A 21690-nucleotide genomic window follows, 5' to 3' on the forward strand; every position below is an offset into this window, starting at 1 on the left:
CAAGGAGGGTGACAGGATGACAGTGGCAAAGCAACCAACCGATTGTATCCAGCCGTTACATATCGATACCGACGATGCTCCTTTGCTATCGGTCAGTGGATTAAAGCAGTCGTTTCGCTCCAATGGGCAAAAGGTACAAGCGGTCAGCGGTATCGATCTGCATATTCATCAGGGCGAAACGTATGGGCTAGTCGGCGAATCTGGTAGCGGCAAATCAACGATTGGACGTTGTCTGATCCGCATATACGATCCTGATGAGGGCAAAATCATCTTGGACGGCAATGAAATCAGTGGCAAACTGACACGCGAACGCAAACGGTATATTGCCAGTCGGATGCAGATGATTTTCCAAGACCCAATGGCAAGTCTGAATCCGAAAAAAAGGGTGCTCGACATCATCGGTCAAGGTCTGGATATTCATCGTATCTACCGTTCGGCAGCGGAACGGCGAGAGCGCGTATACGAGGTGATGGATAAAGTTGGGCTGGCGCGCAGTCATGCGGAGCGGTATCCGCATCAATTTTCCGGTGGACAGCGGCAGCGGATTGGCATTGCGCGAGCGCTGATTATGAATCCGAAGCTGCTCATTGCTGATGAAGCGATTAGTGCGCTGGATGTGTCGATTCAGGCACAGATCGTCAACCTGCTCAAGCAATTGCAGCAGGAGTTGAATACGGCATATCTGTTTATTGCGCATGATCTGGCGATGGTGAAGCATATTTCCGACCGGATCGGTGTACTGCATCATGGGTATCTGGTGGAGACGGGTACGGCGGACGATATTTTCCGGCGAGCAGTGCATCCGTATACGCGCTCGCTACTATCTGCGATTCCCGTACCTGATCCTCGGGTGGAAAAGAATCGACACAGCTTTCACTACCGGGCAAGCGAGCTGGATTATGTCGATGCGGTAGAGCATTCTCTAGGCGGAAAGCATGTGGTGCTGGCTACACCGGAGCAGCTGGCGAAGTGGCAGCAGGAGGTGAATGGCTGATGTCAGGAAAGGGGCAAACAAGAGGAGGTGCGCAAGTGAGCGAGCCGACGATACATAAGGATCAAGCATCTGTCAATCATCGCATACCATCTATGGGACAGTCAGTATCGTCACCATTGCCAGCGCAATCGCCGACTGAATCATCTCAACCATCAACCGTATCAGATGATTCGCCAATCGTATCGTCCCATTCGCAAATTGTATTATCCGTGTCCAATCTGGCGGTCAGCTTTCGGACGGCACGCGGATTGCTGCGGGCGGTGCGTGGAGTGAGCTTTGCATTGAAGCGTGGCAAGACGCTAGCGATTGTTGGCGAATCCGGCAGTGGCAAATCAGCGACAGCGCGGACGATTATGGGGCTGGGTGGACGACAGCAGCAGATCGACAGCGGACATATTTATTTTCAGGATATTCATAATGGAGGGAGTCAACCAATCGATCTACTTACGCTCAGCAAGAAACAACTCATTTCCAACATTTGTGGTCAGAAGATTGCCATGATCTTTCAAGATCCGATGAGTACGCTCAATCCGACGATGAGTATTGGGCGTCAGATTATGGAGGCGATTCGCAAGCATCAACGGCTGAGCCGTAAGGAAAGTCGTGAACGGGGCATTCAATTGCTGGAGGAGGTAGGGATTCGGCAGGCGGCACATACCTACCGACAGTATCCGCACCAGCTGTCCGGTGGGATGCGGCAGCGGGTGGTGATCGCGATTGCCCTTGCCTGCAATCCACAGATCCTAATCTGCGATGAGCCAACAACGGCGCTGGATGTGACGATCCAGGCGCGCATATTGGAGCTGATTGCACGGATTCAGCAGGAGAAGAATCTGTCTGTCATTTACATTACGCATGACTTTGGCGTGGTGGCGCGGGTCGCGGATGAGGTGGCGGTTATGTATGCTGGGCAATTGGTGGAAAAGGGAACCGCCGACGATATATTCTACGATCCGGTTCATCCGTACACGCGTGCGCTATTATCCTGTGTACCGGATGCAGGGATGGAATCTCAACGCTTGTATTCAATTCCGGGTATCCCGCCTGATCTGGTACACCCGATTGTGGGCGATGCATTCGCGCCGCGTAATGAATATGCGCTGAATATTGATTTTGAGCAGGAACCGCCGGAATACCGGATCAATGATACCCATACCGTTCGTTCATGGTTGCTGCATGAGGAGGCACCAGAGCTGGATGTGAACCCGATCTTGACGCAGCGGCTACGACAGATGCAGACGCGGGCAGATGATACACCCACGCAAGGACAAGTCTAATCCCTATACCTATGAAGACAGGAGACTGAATATGAGTAAAAAAACAATGGTATTGCTGTTAACATTAGCGCTATTAGCTGGGCTGCTGAGCGCCTGCGGCAAAGGCTCCGAAAGCTCAGATGCGGCTTCGTCCCCTGACAGTCAGGATCTGATCGTCGCCAATACGGCGGATGTCTCGACATTGGATTCCAATCTGGCTACATCGGCAGAGGACTTAAATATTATTAACAAGCTGGTGGAAGGATTATACCGTCAAAGTGAAACAGGCGTAGAGCTGGCGGCGGCAAGCGATGTGAAGATTAGCGATGACAAGAAAACATACACCTTTACCATTCGTGACGAGAAGTGGTCAGATGGCACACCAGTAACGGCACATGATTTTGAATATGCGTGGAAACGATTGGCGAATCCAGCAACCAAGGCGGAATACTCGTATATGCTGCTTGTCGCTGGTGTGAAAAACGCTGAGAACGTACTCTACAACGGTGCCGCGCTGGATACACTGGGCGTTAAGGCAACGGATGACAAAACATTTGTCGTGCAGCTGGATCGGGTTGTGCCGTACTTTGACTCTCTGATTGCGGGTACATACTTTGCACCGATTAATGAGACATTCGCTACCGCGCAAGGCGATCAATACGGATTATCCAAAGACAATGTGCTCGCGAACGGACCATTTGTCATCTCCGATTGGACCGTGGGCGGCGACTCGGTTGTACTATCCAAAAACACGCAGTATTGGGATCAGAACCATATCAAACTGAATACACTTACTTACAAAACAGTCAAAGATTCGCAATCTGGTATTCTGGCATATCAATCACAGCAGCTGGATTATGTGGAGATTAACGGCGAGGAGGGCGCAGCCTATAAAGATTCCAAAGATTATCACACCCAGCTTGCCCGTATGCTCTATTATTTCCAGCCAAATCTGAAGGTAAAAGAACTGAACAATGTGAATCTGCGTCTGGCATTGGCACTTGCGTATGACAAACATGCAATCGTCGATAACATTCTAAAAGACGGCTCTGTCCCAGCGGATTTCTTGATCGTGAACACGCTGGCTTCTGGCGTAGAAGGCAAAACATTCCGTGACGCCGCGCAAACGACCTATCTAGAATCCGATAAAGCCAAAGCAGTGGAGTATTTCAATAAAGCCAAAGCGGAGCTGAAGCAGGACAGCTTTACCTTTGAACTGCTGTACGACGATGACGATACCACCAAACAAATCGCTCAATTCTATCAATCCGAAATTCAAAATACACTGCCGGGCGTGACCATCAATCTGAAAGCCCAGCCGAAGAAAAATCGCGTTGCTCTCGCTGGCAAAGGCGACTTCCAGATTATTATCACCCGTTGGGGCGCCGACTATGACGATCCATCCACATACTTCGATCTATTCACAGAGCGTTCTGGCTATAATTTCGGTCATTGGGTGAATCCAGCATACGACAAGCTGGTAAATGGTGCATCTCAGCAATGGATCGCTTCGCCGGAGAAACGTCTGGATGCGTATATCCAAGCGGAAAAAGTATTGCTCGACGATGCCGCCATTTTCCCGATCTATCAGGATGGACGTTCATATCTGCTCAACTCACGCGTTACGGTAAAATTCAGTCCAGAAGGTTCAGCACTATGGAGAACAGCAACGATCAGTAATTAAGGATTGAGGAAGTCGTGGAGGATAAATATGGGATATATTGATCTACATTGCGATACGCTGATGCTGTTTGCGAGACCGGATCATATGGGTGATTTGCGGCATAATGACCGACAGGTTGATCTGGATAAGCTGGCACGCGGCGGAGCATATGCACAATTTTTCGCTATCTTTATGGTGCCAGAGGGCTTTTATGCTCATTTACAGATGGAGCCGTTGGACGATGCTGTATATTATGAACGCCTGTATACTGCATTTCGACAGGAATTTATGGATGGACACGGAGTAGCGCAAGGGAATGCCGCGCGGTTTGCTGGCAATTATGAGCAGTATGCTGCCAACCGAGCGGCGGGTATATTATCCGCTTTTCTGACAATCGAAGACGGACGACTGTTGAATGGCAATCTGGCTACACTGGATCAGTGGTATGATCAGGGCGTACGACTAATCACGCTGACTTGGAATTACGAGAATAGCATCGGTTATCCGCAATCGTCAGATCAGCAGCTCATGCAGCTGGGCTTAAAGTCGTTCGGTATGGAAACGGTACAGCGCATGAACGAGCTGGGCATCATCGTTGATGTATCGCATCTGTCAGACGGTGGCTTCTGGGATGTGGTGAAGCACAGCAGCAAACCATTTGCCGCTTCCCATTCCAATAGCCGCGAGCTGTCACCCCATCCGCGCAATCTCACGGACGAGATGATTCGCGCCCTAGGCAACAAGGGTGGAGTAGCAGGGTTGAATTTTGGCGGTAATTTTCTGAATCAACAGATTTCCAACGATCATAGTACCATCCGGCAGATGATACGGCATATTCAACATATGGTGCATGTAGGCGGGGTGGATAGTGTGGCGCTTGGCTCCGACTTTGACGGCGTACCGCGAAATCTAGAGATCGATGATGCTTCTCAGGTTCCGCTGCTCGCTGAGCGATTACAGCAGCATGGGTTCCATTCATCCGACATCGATAAAATTATGTTCGGCAATGTAGAGCGACTGATTCGCGAGACATTATAAGCTGAATGTATGCTTGATTATTATGTTGATATGTTCCTGATCGTTATATAGTAGCAATTTCGTATGTAAGAAGCATCTGTCAAAACAGGCAGATGCTTTTTTCTCATATACCTAATATAAATCTTATAAACGCTATAAATAAACGCAATTACGTTATTTTTATATAGCCAGCTATATATGTAACCGTTACAATGAGATTTAGAATAAATGAACAAATGATTGTCATTTTTGTGTGCAAGTGGTATACAAGACTTTCGGATCGTGCGATACTTAAAATTGACAATTCAGAAAAGAAAATCATATACTGTTTAAAACATAATTTATGGATACATTTACAATATTTTAAATATCATATACATACCTTAGTTAGCCAGAGCATACATCACCATTTGTCATCCATTACGGATAACCGTTTGAAATGATACAAGCACGACTTATTCTACATGGCAGGAAGGGATGGACATTTTGATCAGAAAATCGTTTTACATGTTATGGGGCACACAGACCGTATCCAACATTGCGGATATTGTGTACTTGCTCAGTCTCGTTACGCTCGTCTTTGTTCAAACTGGCTCATTGTTGACCACGATTTTTATTCCGCTATTCCGCATGCTATCCAAAATCGTCAGCGGATTGGTTGCACCACTGGTTATGTCGCGGTATCGCTTAACGTCGATTTTGATGGGTTCGCAGCTTGGGCAGTTTGTGCTGTTTACAGCGCTAATTTTCTACCTGTGGCTGACGCCTGTGCCATCGTATGGCATCGTGTTTGCGGTTGTATTCGGTATGTCATTTCTGGATGGATGGACCGATCCGGCGCGCAATGCGCTGGTGCCACGACTTGCGGAAGGAGAAGGCTTGCTACGAGCTAATGGATGGATCTCGGTCAGCGACCAGATTGTAAAATGCTCTGGCTGGGCACTCAGCGGTATCATCGTCGCTGTTGTCGGTGCCGTGCCAACGATGTGGATTGCGTCAGCGAGTTATTTTCTGGCGATGTTCTTTACCGCCTTTATCCGTGATCCGTATGCACAGGCAGGTCTGATCCATGCCCAAGATTCGGTAGAGGATGATGCGTCATCAAAGACCAAACCGTCGTATGGACAGCAATTGTCTGAGGGCTGGAAAATTATCGCTACTAACCGTCGTATTCGTCTGCTGGCGATTGTCGATAATATCGATACGCTCGGTGGTGCAGCATGGCTGGGTGCGTTTATTCTTGCCTTTGTCGTACAAGTGCTGCATCAGGATGAACGCTGGTGGGGCTTTATGAATACCGCCTTTTTCATCGGATCGATTGCAGGTGGACTGCTGATCGTCTCACGCGTCAAAAAGATTCAAAAGAACGCGTATCTGCATATGCTGCTGCATCTGATGATCTATGTAGTGATCGCAGTCGCATTTGCCTTTAATACACAGCCGTTTCTGGCGATGTTCCTGCTCATGATCTCCGGCTTGCCAGTGCAGGTGGCAGGTGTGATCCGTCGCACGCTGATCCAGCAAAATCTGACACCGGAAGAAACGCCAAGCGTGATGTCGGCATGGAGTGTATTGAGCAATCTGGCATTTGCCGTAGCGATGCTGGGACTAAGCTGGATTGCCGACCATTTTGGAATGAAGAATATGTATCTGATCGCTGCGCTGATGACTACTGTAGCTGTGGTCATCGGATATGTGTATCGCTCTTATTTCCGCGAGGAGCTGGCGGGTGATCAAGAGCCGTATGTAAACGAGCAATCGGTAGCAGCGAATAAGGCGTAAGTGAACAAGGCATAATCCTTTTTGACTGGAACGTTAAGATATAAACAAAGAAGAAGCAGCGATTTCAGATCGCTGCTTCTTCTGTCTGCATGTAAACCAGCATCATCCAATCAAACACCCGAATACGCCATAAATCCACCATCCACTGGCACCGTTATCCCTGTGATAAAGCCTGACGTATCCGCATCTGCCAACCACAGCAGTGTGCCTAGTAGATCATCTGGTACACCAAATCGGCGCATCGGTGTATGCGCGATAATCTTCTCCGAACGCTCGGTCAGCGAGCCGTCTTCATTTTTCAGCAGACGCTGGTTTTGCTGTGTGAGGAAGAATCCAGGTGCAATGGCGTTCACTCGAATCCCTGTATGGGCAAAATGCACTGCTAACCACTGCGTAAAATTATTGATTCCTGCTTTGGCAGCGGAATAGGCAGGAACCTTGGTCATTGGGCTATACGCGCTCATAGACGAAATATTAATTACACTCACCCCAGTGCGTCCCGTCATGTTGCGAGTGAAGACCTGCGTTGGAATCAGCGTACCGACCATATTCAGATCCATCACCTGACGGAATCCGTCGATTTTAATATCGTAAAACGTTTGCTTACCGTCATCGTTTAAATCCTGCTCATGGAACGTTTCTTCGGTCGTATTCGCATCTGAATGATTGCCGCCTGCTCCATTGATTAGAATATCGCACAGACCAAGCTGTGCGATGACTGCTGTTTCAGCTACGATGACGCTGTCCTCGTTGGTCACATCGCACTGTACGGCAATGGCTTCGCCGCCTGCGGCAGTGATCTCGTCGGCAACCTGCTGCCCTTTTTCCACCGTGCGATTCAGAATAGCGATGCGACAGCCCTGTCTTCCCAGCTCTAGCGCCATGGCGCGACATAACACGCCCGCGCCACCAGTAATGACGACGACTTTGCCACGCATAGAATCATGCAACGGCAATGGTTTGGATTCCGTTTCGGTTGGCGGCTCCTGCTCTTGTTCCTCCACATGGCGAATCACTTCGCGCAGCGTTTTGTCTACCAATGTATTTCCGGTAGTCGGTTCAGCAGGTGGAGCGATCGGAATATCGGAAGCGGAGATCGTGTCAGCGCTTGTAGCGAACCGTGGCGTCTGCTGATCCATCACTTGGTTCTGCGAATGTTCTGCGTCCGTATGCTGTCGCGGCGTATGATCACCAGCTGCATTGTGAGTAGATGTGCCACCTGTATGGGATTCGAATGCTGGCGAATGGTTCTGTGTCTCATGCTGGTATTGGTTGTTTTCAGTCGTAGTGGTCGATGGTTGCTGCTTATTCATTATGGATCATTCCTTTCTGTGACCGCATATGGGTAAATACAACCCGGTCGGCAGGATTACAATATCTTTAGCCCGATTACAGGCAAGCGAACCGCACACAAACAACCCGATACCATGTGCACCAGCATCAGCAGTCTGCTTCATCTGGCTGTCAACGATATCGGGCGATGGACAAAACGTATAAGCATTAAGTATACAAGCGGCAGCCACGGGAATAGGTTGCCGTATGGAACACGGTTAAATTTCCCCTCATGTACGCATACGGCAGCGTGGCAATCCGGCGGTTCGGCTATGTCAGACATCGGCTTCGAGTGGCTGATTCATATGCAGATGATTTTTGCGGTAATGGCTTGGTGAGATGCCGGACCAGCGTTTGAACTGGCGGCTGAAATGCGCAATATCGCGATAGCCGAGCGTGGTCGCAATGTCCTGAATCGACATATGCGGATCGGCAAGCAGCAGCTTGGACTTGTGCAAGACGAGATTGGACAGGTAGCTGCGCGGCGAGATGGCGAATACCTGATGGAAAATGCGGTTGCAATGCGATGGGCTGATGCCCAGCTCGGCAGCAATATCATCAATACCATAATGCGATTCCGGTCGCTGAGTGACCTGTGTAATATTACGGTTCACAATACCTTGTAATCGTGCGGCAATCTGATGCGCCAATTCCATATGCGCATAGGTGGATGGCGATGCTTGCGCGGCTTCATCCAGCAGAATCTCCCATAACACGCCGAACAGCTCGAAGGAAGCTGCCTGCAAACGGATACGACGCGTGATCATATGCTGCCCTTCCAGCTCGGCAGCCTGAACCAGCTTCATAATGCACGGTTCGATCTGACGTGCTGCCATACTGTTTTTACGCAAAATCAGTTGATTCGTACGTTCCAGTAACGATAGGAAGACTCGGTCATTCATCTCAAAATGAATGCAGACATACACCAGCGAACGATCGCTGATGCTACGGCTCATATGCGGAATACCCGGTGGCAAAATCACCAGATCACCGGCTTGCTGTACATAACTGTATTCCCCAATCTTCAATTGCTGGGTACCCTGCAAGACGTAGTTAATCTCGTACTGATGATGGGCATGACTCGGACATTCCCAATCCCGACTCACCTCACGCAGATTGATACCGAGCAGATTAACCGATGTCTGCACGTCTGGGCATACAGTTTCCGAGACGCTAAGACCCCATTCCGGCGATATAAAGGAAGTGGACATAGATAACCTCCAATCTCACATTTATGCTTGCTGCGTATTGCCTCCAACCGGACAGAGAACGACGAACGGCGAAATGAAACGGGATATGGGTAATTTGCTGATTGGACTAATTTCAGCATACATGGATATGAACAAAAATGAAAGGGTTTTCATTTGATTCATATAAAAGTTTATGAATGAACAAAAAAGGGCTACCCCGAATGAAGAGAGTGGGGCAGCCCTGATCCATTTTTCGATTACCGATTTTCCAGCGAGATCACATGAATATCCAGCGCATATGCAAATGATTTTTCCTGTAAGCGGAAGGCTTCTGCCAGCTCGGGACCGCAGGAGTTGGAGCCAACACCGCTCATCTTATAATCCAGATGCAGATACGTTTGTAGGCGCGGGTGCAGCTGATGCGCATGCGTTGCCGTCGTCAGATCGGCAGGCGTATAATGCGAGGCGTTGAATGAAAAAGGCTGTGTGCCGCTAACCTGCAAACCAACACCGAGCGGATTGGTAATGTGCAGCCAGTCGGTACGGTCACGGGAGCCATTTTCCTGCGGAACGACGTAATTGTAAAACAGTTCGTCCACCGTACGTGTATACCGTCCGAAGCGTGTGCTGTGATGCTTATCTACATAACTCTCATGTGGACCCTGACCGAAATAAGTTACCTGATCCATACCTGATGTCAATGCCAGCAGTAATCCAAAGCGCGGCAAATACGGAGCCGTCGGCAGTACCTGCACATCGACCTTCATCTGGAACAAGCCATTGCTATGAATATGCCAGACGACATCGCCGTGTAGTAGCGGATATTGGCTGATTGCACCAAGCGAGAAGGAGGTCTGAATCTGTATAGTCTGGTCGCTCATGCGCTGCCAGTGACTATGATAGATCTTGGTATGCAGTCGATCCATACCGCTGTCACGCCACGTTTGCTCTATGTTCATATCATTGCTGATCGGCGCACGCCACACTGCAAAGCTGGACGGGGCAGCCAGCAATTCTATACCGCTACGGCAAATGGACAGCAGCGCGCCTTCCACTAGATCGTAGCGACAGCTGAATTCGTCTCCGCTAATCTTCAATATACCGCCGGATTCCTGCACGGAAAGAGCAGTAATAGACGGCAATGTCGCAGTACTTTCCAGCTTGTCGTATATAGAAGGCACAAGGGTAGCAGGTTGCCATTCGTGAGCTGCTGATGTAGTTGTGAGGTTAGCAGCTGTTATTGCATCTGTTGATGTAGAGGATGTTGCTGCTGTGATCCATCTATCCAACGAAAATTGGAAAAAAGCGATCTCATATCCATATTCCGCCCAGCGTGTCTGTTGACGTTGACGGATGCTAAACGTTACATAGCGATTGCGACCAGCGGCGAGTAAAGCAGTAAGACCTTCCGGTAATCGCCATTCTAGTACGGTGGATTGCTGCGGTGCTATATCCGGCAATGCCCATTCACCTTGCGCCAACAGCACACCATTCTGTTCAACGATCCAGTGCATCGTCAGATGCTCCAACGAGATAAAATCATATCGATTGTGAATACGGAGCAGCAGTGCATCGGAAGGTTCGTTTTCCTGAGGCTGTGCATGGAGGTGTTCATCTTCATTTGTTGGCTTTTGCTCGCCTTGTATGCCCAACTGCTCGATCCATATCGGCGCGATAATCTGCTTCAGCTCTAGCAAACCCGGATGTGGCTTACGATCCGGCGAAACGAGACCGTCGATGCAAAAAGCACCATCATTCGGCTGATCTCCAAAATCGCCGCCATACGCATAATACAGCTGTCCCTGCTCATCGCGCTGTTCAATCCCGTGATCTGCCCATTCCCATACACAGCCGCCCATTAGACGTGGGTGCGCATAGATCGCATCCCAATACTGCTTCAAATCACCCGGACCGTTGCCCATCGCATGGCTGTATTCGCACAGAAATAGCGGCTTATTGTGCTGGTCATCGCTGGCATAAGCGATAATATCGGCAGGCGAAGAATACATACGACTTTCCACATCCAGCACGGATACATCCTCATGCCCTTTATAAACTGGAGCTGCGCCTTCGTAATGAACCGGACGGGAAGGGTCGCGTTCACGGGTCCAGCGAGCCATCGCAATATGGTTCATATCGTAACCGGATTCGTTACCCATCGACCAGAGGATGACAGAAGCGAAGTTTTTATCGCGCTCGACTAGTCGCACGGCACGATCCACAAACGCATCCTGCCAACCCACATTGGCAGACAACTGATGAAAGGCACCCGGACCAAAATCCTCAGGAATCCCAATCCCATGACATTCCAAATCCGCCTCGTCGATCACATAAAAGCCCAAGCGGTCGCACAATTCCAGAAAGCGTGGATCATTAGGATAATGTGCAGTCCGCACCGTATTGATATTATGCCGCTTCATGAGCAGCAAATCATCCACCATATGCTGCAACGGTACCGTATGACCGAGCACTGGATGGGTATCATGGCGGTTTACACCTTTTAGCTTGATCGGCTGTCCATTGATTGTGAACACACCATCTGTCGTAATCGCTATCTCACGAAGCCCGATGGCAAAATACAACACTTCGCCGCCTGCTTCCACATACAGATGATAGAGCTGCGGCTGTTCTGCATTCCATAACACTGGCTGATCCCAGCGTAGTGACAAGGAACCTTTGCTATGATCCGATTGCATGTCCACCATTCCTGTAGCAACAACATGATTGCCGGATGGATCTATCAATTGTGCTTGTACAGTTATTGCTTGCGGTTGGGGATGAATCGAATGCGCATCTGATAAGCGCTTGCTCATATCCAGTTCGACATCCAGACTGGCAGCGGTGTACGAATGCTTACCAGCACTATCCGTTTCTTTTTCCAGTGATTGACGCACGAACACATCGCGCATATGCTGCGGCGCACGGCTCAGTAGATACACATCGCGGAATATACCGTTGTACCGCCACATATCCTGATCTTCCAAGTACGAGCCATCACACCATTTCAGCACTAGCACTGCGATGGTATTGATGCCCTGCTGTACATACGGACGGATATAAAACTCGGCTGGTACTCGGCTGCCTTGGCTGTAACCGACAAACTGCCCGTTGATCCATACATATACACACGACAAGACACCTTCAAATACCAGATAACTTTCCCGCTCCTGCCACGCCGCCGATAGTTCAAATTGACGCACATACGCGCCTGCCGGATTACGGGTCGGAATGTGCGGCGGATCGCACGGAAACGGATAATTCAGATTGGTATAATGCTGCTGGTCATATCCATGCCGCTGCCAGCAGGAAGGGACGATCAACTCGTCCCATAATCCAGATGTTTGATTCTGCGCGGTATATGCTGCATGATGCGTTGCGGAGGTGGTGGATTCTGTATCAACTCCTGCATGATGCTGGTGCTTCTGCTTATCCGTCTGTGCCGTTTGCCAAAATGCAGGTTCTACCTCGCGCACCGAATCATAATAACGGAATTGCCAGCTGCCGTTCAGCGACTGGTAAAAAGGCGACCGCTCTCGCTGCGAGTGAACAGCAGTGGAACGTTGCGCGTACGGAATATAGTACGAACGAGCCGGTTCACGGTTTACCTGAAGCACATCCAGCTGCTGATGGTAGTTGGGAATGGATGGGATGACGGTATTCATAGGCGATACGATTCCTCCCTAGTGGATGATTGCACATAATGGATAACAAATTCGGCAAATAGACTGTTTGACCATGCGAACCATGGACGGGTAAATTGCGCCGGATCATCTTTGTGAAAGCCCTCGTGCATCAATCCGGTTCCGGCATGAGTAGAGGATAACCATTCCAGCAATTGTAGCTGCTCTTTGCGGTCTACCGAAGTCAGCCCTTGCATAGACAGTGCAATATGCCAGATATAATCCTTTGGCGTATGCGGGCTGCCGATGCCGCGAGCAGCCGTACCAGCAAAATAATACGGGTTATCGCTGCTAAGAATAAAACGGCGCGTATTTTGATATACGGGATCATCTGCCGGACGATAGCCTAAATACGGGATCGACAGCAGACTCGGCACATTGGCATCATCCATCAGATGATGATTGCCGCGACCGTCGGTTTCATACGCATAGATTTTGCCGTATACCGGATGCAGCACCGTACCATAATGCTCAATGCCGAATTCGATTTCTTCACGCAGCGTTTCTGCCCGCACTGCCAGACGCTCATCATTGTAAATGTCACGAGCGATGGTTGCCATATAGCCCAGTACCACTACGGCAAACATATTCGACGGAATCAAATAGCCGAATACACACGCATCATCACTTGGACGGAAGCCAGACCAAGTCATGCCGGTATACGAAGTTGGCATACCGCGTCCATGATTGCGTAATGTATCGGATGGGGGACAATTCTCACGAATAAAGCGATAGGGCGAACGTTCATCATGCTGCTGCTCGCAGACCCACAGATCAATAATCCGATTCATCCCATTGTAAAATACAGTATCGAATAGCTCACTATTGCCAGTCTGCTGCCAGAATAGATACGCAAGCTGAATCGGATAACAGAGCGAATCAATCTCATACTTGCGTTCCCAGATCCACGGCGACAAGGTGGTAAGGTCTTCGTCATATCGCGCATCATTCGGCTCATGATTAAACGCATTGGCATACGGATCAAGTCCAATACAGAATAATTGTCTGCGAATGAGTCCGGCGATACGCGCCGCTACTTGCGGGTCGGAAGACGCAAGCGGCAAATAGTGTCGTACCTGAGCCGCCGAATCGCGCAGCCACATTGCCGGAATATCACCTGTAATTACAAAGGAACTGTCATCGTCCATCACCCGAATCGTCGTCTCATACGTGCTGGCATAACATTGCCGGAACATCGTACGAATAGCAGGCAGATGCTCTAGCCGTTGCTCGATGCTCTCTACATACTGTTCCATCTCCGAGGTAAGCCGGAGTGGGGTGTTCAACATGCTCATCGTTATCCCTCCCGCAGTGAGATCAAGAAGGTGCGCAGCTCGTACGGCGCAATGATTATGCTCAGTTCGCCCTGCTGCGGATCACCTGCCGGTTGCTCCATCAGATTGCACTCCTGCCATGAGGCAATATCCAGATCGCTTGCGATCGTCAGCGGCGAACGGATACCAGCATATTCATGGATACGTAGCACAATTTGGTTGGAATCCTCGGCTTTTTTAACTGCGTCCACCATAACATGTGCAGCCGAGAATGAGAACATGGAAAAGGACGACGAATCACTGCCCGCTGTATGGGATGGGATAGCGGTTTGCGCTTGATGCGACAATGTAGGGGCAGCTAGAGAAACAGCATCAGCAGAAATAGCTGCATTGGCAGAAGCACCCGCAACCGGAATAGCCATTGCTGGCTGGTTGAGCTGCCATGCTGCTTGTACCGTGCCGCCGTCTAGCCAATCACCACCATGCGGATAGAGTGAGTACGTAAACTGATGCTGTCCATAATCTGCCATCGGATCAGGATAGATAGCGGACTTGAGCAGCGACAGCCGGATCACATGATCCTTGATGTCATAGCCGTATTTGCAATCATTTAGCAGACTGACGCCATAATTGCGCTCCGACAAATCCGCCCACTGATGTCCCACACTTTCAAAGCGAGCCCAATCCCAGCTCGTATTCCAGTGCGTCGGACGCTTCACATTGCCAAATTGAATATCATACGTCGCTTCCGTGGAGCGAATCTGTACAGGGAAAGCTACCTTCAGCAGTTTCTGCCGCTCTTTCCAATCAACATCAGTCACAAAGTCAATGCGGCGGCTACTGCGATAGACGATCAATTGCTGCGTGATGATGGTATCGTTGTAATGCCAGACAAATTTCACCACCGCGCGCAGGGAGCCATTTTCAATCAACTGCACCTGCTGCAAATCAACAATCTCCTGCATCTTTTCCTGATAAAAGATATCGATATCCCACGCGTCAAAATTCATCGGCTTATCCTCAAACAATTGCAGCACATTGCCACGTTCGCCCGGAGCGAGTACTTCGCGGTCATAGTCCAGATCGGTAATAGCGATTAGCTGTCCCTGCGCATTCCATTTCAGTTCATAATGTGGGGTACGCAACACGCCCTGTTCATAGACAAACGGAGCATCGGTAATCGGCGTTGCAGACTGTGCAGCAACATGAATGATATGGGTTCCGAGCGATGGCACAGTCGGTGCTTGTACCAGCCAGCCGTCTGTCGTCGGTTGCGCTACAAGGGGTTGCCCTGCGCTATCGCTCCATACATACTCTCCCTCTGCACATTGTGCATACGGAATATGCACCAGCGGTTCCAATGTCCATGACGAACTGTTCAAAACCAGCACTTGCCCAGAACCAGATTCAGTGACAGATTGAGTTGGCAGAGAAGGGGAGAGAGGAGCCGTTGGAAGCTCTGCTCCCGCCGCTTCACGCCATACTTGCCGCCCAATCTGCTCAGCTTCAGCATATTCTATCGTACTATCCTCGTACACCTCGGCAATCGACGAGCCGGGGATGATGTCGTGGAACTGGTTGCGCAGGATGATCTTCCAGCCGTCTTGCAGATCTTTTGCCGGGTAGGAGGACCAGTCTGCGCCTTGCGCAATATTCAGCGTTTGCAGCCATTCGGCTTCCCGATACAGCAGCTCCAGCTTGCGATTTAGCTTTTTGTTGTACGCTTGGCTAGTATACGTGCCGCGATGATATTCCAAATACAGCTCGCCATCCCATGTATGCACGTAGCTGTCCGTATCGTGGAAGGTCTGTTGTAGCTTGTTAAAATAATCGTCTGCACGTCCACTTTGTACAGCAGGAACGCCGGGAATGCGATTCAGCTGGCGGCGCAGCTCCAGCATTTCGCGGGTAACGCCACCACCACCGTCGCCGTATCCGTAGGAGATCAGCAGATTCTGGTTGGCTTCCTTATCCTGATAACTGTTCCATACGCCCTGTACCGTCTGGGCTTCCACCAGTCCGTTATACGTGTAATAAAAGGAGTTGCCGCCTTCCCAGTCATCCGGTGTCGTAATAAAATGGGTCAGCACTTCCGAGCCGTCGATCCCGCGCCAGCGGAATGTATCGCGCGGCATCCGGTTCACCTGATTCCAGCTGATTTTGGTCGTCATAAATGTATCAAACCCGGATTTACGCAAAATTTGCGGCAATGCCCAGCTATAGCCAAACACATCCGGCAACCACAAATACCGACTTTCTACACCGAATTCTTCTTTGAAAAAGCGCGTTCCCAGCAGGAATTGGCGTACCAGCGATTCGCCGGATGTCAGATTGCAATCGGCTTCGACCCACATTCCACCGCCTGCTTCCCAGCGTCCTTCGGCAATGCGTTCCTTGATGCGCTCATACAATTCAGGATAATCCTGCTTGATATAGTCGTACAGCTGGGGCTGTGTTTGCAGGAAAATATATTCCGGGTCATGCTCCATCAGCCGCAGCACAGTGGAGAAGGAGCGCGCAGCCTTTTCACGCGTATGCTTGAGTCGCCATAGCCATGCTACATCGATATGCGTATGACCGACAGCAGTAACGAGTACCGGATGTTCCTTTTTCAATGCGTCCAGATGTTCATTTAGCAAACTATCCGCCGCTTCCACCGAAGCATAAAAGTCTGCCGAGCCTGCCACCGACCAGTCGAGTCCACGGTAGATGCCATTCAGCAGCTTGAGCAGCGCGGAGCGTTCATACGCAGATTCCGGCAAAATGGCAATCGTCTGTAGCATTGCCAGCGACGTATAATACAGCCGATCGGCGTAGTGATCCAGCCAGCCGATGCGCGAATCGCGGATGGTATGCGTTAGCTCGCGCGGTGGACCGCCGCCTTCCAAACCTGACCATAATCGAAAATCAAATTGTGCTTCGCCAGTATAACCAACCGGCAAAATCAGCTCCATGTGATTGCTATCCACACCCTGAAACGGCTTGCCATTCAGATACGCAAGACTTTCAAACCCGCCATTGTTGCCGCCCTCCGTCGTCCCAAAATCAAACAGCCCAACAACCGTACGATCCTGCCAATCCGCTGGAATAGCGATAGTAGCGGAGAGCCATAGATAGCGATCTCTGCCTGTCCATGATTCGCCTTTGTGCAAGGAATAAGCAGCAGAATCCGGTGTAGATTCGGTGGATGGAGGATAGGCTCCATTGATGCCTTCTCGATCTTCGATTGCAGTGTAGGATGGGATAACAAATGTATCTCGATAACGGAGCGGTTCCAGCTGCTCCAGACGCTTGCGTAATTTATCCTCAGTAAAAAACATGAAGTTCCTCCTTCATCGTCAGAGCGTATAGGGTGATGTGTATGATCCGTAAGTGATCTATTTGCGTCGTAGCATGCGTATTCATGCTTACAAAGATGATGTGTGTATAGAACGTCGATATTTTGCACAAGTGATCACAAATGGTAAGGTCGATTTCCCAAGGTTATATTCGCCAAAAAATAGGATAACCGGATTGGGATGGTGTCGCCGGTTGCCAATCTCGCCCAGCAACATTCAGTTCCCTGTTACAGCTTCCGGTTATCCCATGTTCATTCGTTACTCATCGGTTTGTTATGATCTACTATAGATTGATCCATGTTCTACTATGGATTCGTTACTGTTCTACGGCGAATGTAACTCGTTGCTTGTGGTTGATTACGCAATGACTTCCCAGTCGTCCACAATCTGTCCGGCGTGTTGTCGGATAAATTCCTGTACGCCCTCATGATCGGGAATACCGGTATTGCCGCCATATGCCGATACTGACAGTGCACCACACGCATTGCCATATTGCAGACATTCGCCAGCGGTTTTACCAGTCAATACGCCATACATATAACCAGCGTTAAAGCTGTCGCCCGCACCAGTCGTATCGACGGCATTGACCGAGTAAGCCGAGCGATACGTGCGAACGCCATTATTCACGGAGACAGCACCGCGCGAACCCATTTTTACTACCAAATGAGAAGCATGACTGCTCATCAGCTGAATCGCCTGATGAATATCTTGCCGATGGGAGTAGTGCAGGGCTTCCAGCTCGTTCAGGAAAAAGACATCCACCTCGCGCATCACTTCCAAGATACCGCTGTACCATTCGCCACTGTCATCCCAGCCGACATCGAAGGAGATAGTTGTACCAAAGCTTTTGATTTTGCGGATCATTGTCATATAGGCGTCATGATTGCGGCTGCCCTGATAACCGGTCATATGCACATGGCGACCGTACCGCATACTGTTTTCGTTCAAATCCTCCATCCGTACCTCGGCATTGGAGCCCATATAGGTAATAAAGGAACGGTCATGCTCTGGATTGATCGCGATGGAGATACCGGTATTGTTATGCTGACTCTGACGAATATACGTCGTATCGATATTCAATTCACTGAATTCGTCCAAAATAAATTGACCGTAATAGTCGCTGCCTAGTACCCCGTTAAAAGCTACTTTCAGTCCCAGCTTGGCAAGTGCCATCGAGAACAGCGCTGCGCCACCGCCGATGTGCACCAGCATATTGCTAACGAATACTTCCTGCCCCGGTAAGGGCAACTGGTCACTTCCGGCGACAATCAGATCGATATTGGCATCACCGATGGAGACGACATCATATTGTTTGTTATTCAATGAACATCCCCCATTTTCGTTACAAGCATGACCTGACATGATAGGTTGCATAATGATGGCGGATTAGCCTTTGACCGAACCGACCATAATGCCCTGTACAAAATATTTCTGGATAAACGGATACACACTCGCAATTGGCACAATAGAGATAATAACCATCGCCATTTTTAGCGATTCGCTGGTGACGGTGCTGCTGGCGCTCATCATGGCGTTCATAGAAAGGTTTTTGCGAAGCGCTTCGGCAGCGGTCAGCATTTGCTGAAGTACCGTTTGCAGCGGACGTAGCTTCTCATCGGTTACATAGAACGCGCCATAGAACCAGTCGTTCCAGTGCATCACGCCATTGAACAGACAGATGACCGACAACACCGGCATACTGAGTGGAAAATAAATGCGGAACAAGACCTGAAAATCATTTGCCCCGTCGATCTTGGCGGATTCCTCCATACTTGGATCAATCGAGCGGAAGAAGGTACGTACTAGAATCAGGTTCCATGCGCTGTACAGTGTCGGCACGATGTATACCCAGATGGTATTGTTCAGGTGGAACATTTTCAGCACCATGAAAAAAGGAATGATCCCGCCATTGAACAGCATCGTGAATACGATAAATATACTAGCTGCGCCCACACCCGGCAGATTGCGATTTTTGAGTGCAAATGCCGCCATTGCGGTTAACAATACACTCAGCGCTGTACCGACAATCGTACGGAATAGCGTAACTTCCAATCCCTGCACAACCGCTGGGTTTTTGAATACTTCGATATAGTTGGAAATGGAGAAGACGCGTGGCCAAAAGGCGATGCCGCCAAGGGAAGCGTCTTTGCCGTCATTGAGTGACAGCGCCAGAATGTTAACCAGCGGCAGCAAAATGATCAGCGACAGCAGGGCAAGCAGCATATAGTTGACGATGTTGGCGATGCGCTCGTTAAGCGGCGTTTTGCCGACAGCTTGAGCCTGTTGATCCATTGTCATAACCTCCGCTTCAAATAAGGATGGGGGATCGTAGTCATCCCCCGCTGATTACATGTCCAAGGCAAATCTCAAATCCATACATTCCATTCATCAGACTGTATGACGCGACGGCGTATAACCGTATGATGCAATGCGTATATTAGAAGAATGCGTCAATATAGAACACGACAGAGGAAGGGTCCTGATCGTATTTTTGCTGCAAATACTGTTCAAACTGCTCAACACCGGCAGCTTTGAGCTGGGCGCGATAATCATCAAGAATCTTCTGCGCTTGTGTCATATCGCTGGCGAAGAATGCTTGCACTAGCACATCTTTGTATGAATCCAAGACCGGCTTCAGCGATGCTTCAATATCCGGTACTTCCGACAGATACGAGGCAGCGGTATAGCCATCCCAATATTTGTACTTCGGATTTCCATAATTCATCAGCTCAAAATACAGTTTGTAACGATCCGGCTGGGAGTTAGCGCCTCGGATCAGCTCGCCGAAGTCCTTGTTGTTGTTCACATCGGTTTTGCCGAGCAGACTGCCCCAGAAGTAAGGAATCGTATTGCGCTCATCCTGCGGGCTATTATCGAGGATCGATTTTACTTTGTCGGTATAGATATATTGCCCTTTGTCATTGATCGTATAATCGTCGCCTTCAATACCGTAATTCCACAGCGCTTTGCCTTCTTTGCTAGCAAGGTAGTCAGCGAATTGTACGATTTGCTCTGGATTTTTGGTTGTGGATGGGATTGCCCACACTTGGTTGCCGTATTTGCCTTTTTCGTAGATTTCATCTTCGCCTTTGTAGTTGTACATTTGGTCCATTGGCAGATACTTCGTTTTCTCGAACATGGTCAGTGCGTCAGGTGCGATATTCATGTAGGAGGAGATGGCGTAGGAGCCGTTATTGTATGCTTCTTCTGCACGTACACCGTCCATATTGAATGCTTCCTTATCGAGTAGACCAGCTTTCAGCAGCTTTTGTACAAACGCGATACTTTTCAGTGCATAGTCAGTTTCGGCAACGTGTTTGACCTTGCCGTCGAGTACGTCGAACTGAGTACCATTACCGAAGTCGTAGTTTTTGAACAGGGTGCTGGTGACTTGACCGCCCCATTTACGTGGACCGATTACGGTGATCGGTTTGCCGTTGTTGTCTTTGAAATTGCCTGCTTTGATCTTCAGTGCCAGATTGTACAGATCGTCCTCGGTTTTGATCGAGGATGGATCAACGTTTAGCGCTTTGGCAATATCGGCTCTGATCCACAGACCGGCACGATAATGCAGTCGATCCTGATCGGTTGTATCTTTGGACGGGATATTCATATGGATAAAGTACACTTTGCCGTCAAAGTCTGGGCGGAACATAATGTTCTCACGGGTATCGCGCGGCAGGAAGTCGGGATCGAGATAGTTTTTCAGTACTTTGGTGTTTTTCAAATAAGGGCTTAAATCAGTGAACATGCCCTCGCGTGCCGCCTTGAGCAGCACTGGCATTTCGGGACGTCCGCCGTGATCCAAATACGCTTCGATCACATCGGGCAGATCGCCAGTAGCGAGTGCTACTGTCAGCTCCTGCAAGCCGTCGGCAGCACCGCTGGATTGCCAGTTGATCGTCATGCCGGTTTTTTCTTTGATTTTCTGAGCGACTGGGTTGTTGACCTGATCGTCTGGTAATTGGGCGCCGTCACCCTCGAGGAAGATGCGTCCGGTCAGATCGCGGTTGGCGATAAAGCCGCCTTCACCGGATTTGCGTCCATCAGCGGCAACCGTGCTGGCAGCGTCATCGGTATCAGAAGAACAGGCAGACAGCACAACAACCATAATCAGCAGCAGGGACAGCGTAAGAGACAGGCGACGCGTAATTTTTTTCAATG

General features: G+C 49.6%; 13 protein-coding genes. 5 read left to right on the top strand and 8 right to left on the bottom strand.

Annotated features, from left to right (window positions below; genetic code table 11):
* Positions 1 to 16: 16 nt before the first annotated feature.
* The 5 genes from ABXR35_RS00520 (at position 17) to ABXR35_RS00540 (ending at position 6712) form a co-directional block, all read left to right on the top strand.
* Positions 17 to 994: an ABC transporter ATP-binding protein gene (locus ABXR35_RS00520; protein WP_367053969.1), complete on the top strand. Its 978-nt coding sequence runs from the start codon at positions 17 to 19 to the stop codon at positions 992 to 994.
* Positions 994 to 2271, top strand: a complete 1278-nt coding sequence (locus ABXR35_RS00525) for an ABC transporter ATP-binding protein (RefSeq protein WP_367053972.1) — start codon at positions 994 to 996, stop codon at positions 2269 to 2271. Before ABXR35_RS00520 ends, ABXR35_RS00525 begins: the two co-directional genes overlap by 1 nt.
* A 31-nt stretch (positions 2272 to 2302) precedes the next feature.
* Positions 2303 to 3934 (top strand): peptide ABC transporter substrate-binding protein, encoded by a 1632-nt coding sequence (locus ABXR35_RS00530; RefSeq protein ID WP_367053975.1) that lies wholly within the window; start codon positions 2303 to 2305, stop codon positions 3932 to 3934.
* Positions 3935 to 3961: 27 nt separating this feature from the next.
* On the top strand, positions 3962 to 4951 hold the full coding sequence (locus tag ABXR35_RS00535) for a dipeptidase (protein ID WP_367053978.1): 990 nt from the start codon (positions 3962 to 3964) through the stop codon (positions 4949 to 4951).
* Between the two features lie 465 nt (positions 4952 to 5416).
* Complete coding sequence (locus tag ABXR35_RS00540; protein WP_367053981.1) at positions 5417 to 6712, top strand: MFS transporter; 1296 nt, start codon at positions 5417 to 5419, stop codon at positions 6710 to 6712.
* Between the two features lie 110 nt (positions 6713 to 6822).
* On the opposite strand, the gene ABXR35_RS00545 is transcribed toward ABXR35_RS00540, so the two are convergent.
* The 8 genes from ABXR35_RS00545 to ABXR35_RS00580 form a co-directional block, all read right to left on the bottom strand.
* Positions 6823 to 7650, bottom strand: coding sequence for an SDR family oxidoreductase (locus ABXR35_RS00545; protein ID WP_367061020.1), 828 nt, complete (start codon positions 7648 to 7650; stop codon positions 6823 to 6825).
* A 669-nt stretch (positions 7651 to 8319) separates the two neighbouring features.
* A complete protein-coding gene (locus ABXR35_RS00550; RefSeq protein ID WP_367053984.1) occupies positions 8320 to 9255 on the bottom strand; it encodes an AraC family transcriptional regulator in 936 nt (311 codons plus the stop codon).
* Positions 9256 to 9491: 236 nt separating this feature from the next.
* A complete protein-coding gene (locus ABXR35_RS00555; RefSeq protein WP_367053986.1) occupies positions 9492 to 12896 on the bottom strand; it encodes a glycoside hydrolase family 2 TIM barrel-domain containing protein in 3405 nt (1134 codons plus the stop codon).
* On the bottom strand, positions 12893 to 14209 hold the full coding sequence (locus ABXR35_RS00560; protein ID WP_367053989.1) for a glycoside hydrolase family 125 protein: 1317 nt from the start codon (positions 14207 to 14209) through the stop codon (positions 12893 to 12895). Before ABXR35_RS00560 ends, ABXR35_RS00555 begins: the two co-directional genes overlap by 4 nt.
* A gap of 2 nt (positions 14210 to 14211) precedes the next feature.
* Positions 14212 to 17508, bottom strand: coding sequence for an alpha-mannosidase (locus ABXR35_RS00565; RefSeq protein WP_367053992.1), 3297 nt, complete (start codon positions 17506 to 17508; stop codon positions 14212 to 14214).
* Positions 17509 to 17883: 375 nt separating this feature from the next.
* Positions 17884 to 18849 carry a carbohydrate kinase family protein gene (locus ABXR35_RS00570; RefSeq protein WP_367053995.1) on the bottom strand — a complete coding sequence of 322 codons (966 nt, stop codon included), beginning with the start codon at positions 18847 to 18849 and terminating at the stop codon, positions 17884 to 17886.
* 63 nt (positions 18850 to 18912) lie between these two features.
* A complete protein-coding gene (locus ABXR35_RS00575) occupies positions 18913 to 19818 on the bottom strand; it encodes a carbohydrate ABC transporter permease (protein ID WP_367053998.1) in 906 nt (301 codons plus the stop codon).
* Between the two features lie 145 nt (positions 19819 to 19963).
* Positions 19964 to 21688 (bottom strand): extracellular solute-binding protein, encoded by a 1725-nt coding sequence (locus tag ABXR35_RS00580; RefSeq protein WP_367054001.1) that lies wholly within the window; start codon positions 21686 to 21688, stop codon positions 19964 to 19966.
* Between the last annotated feature and the right edge of the window lie 2 nt (positions 21689 to 21690).

Source organism: Paenibacillus sp. JQZ6Y-1 (assembly GCF_040719145.1).
Lineage (GTDB): Bacteria > Bacillota > Bacilli > Paenibacillales > Paenibacillaceae > Saccharibacillus > Saccharibacillus kandeliae.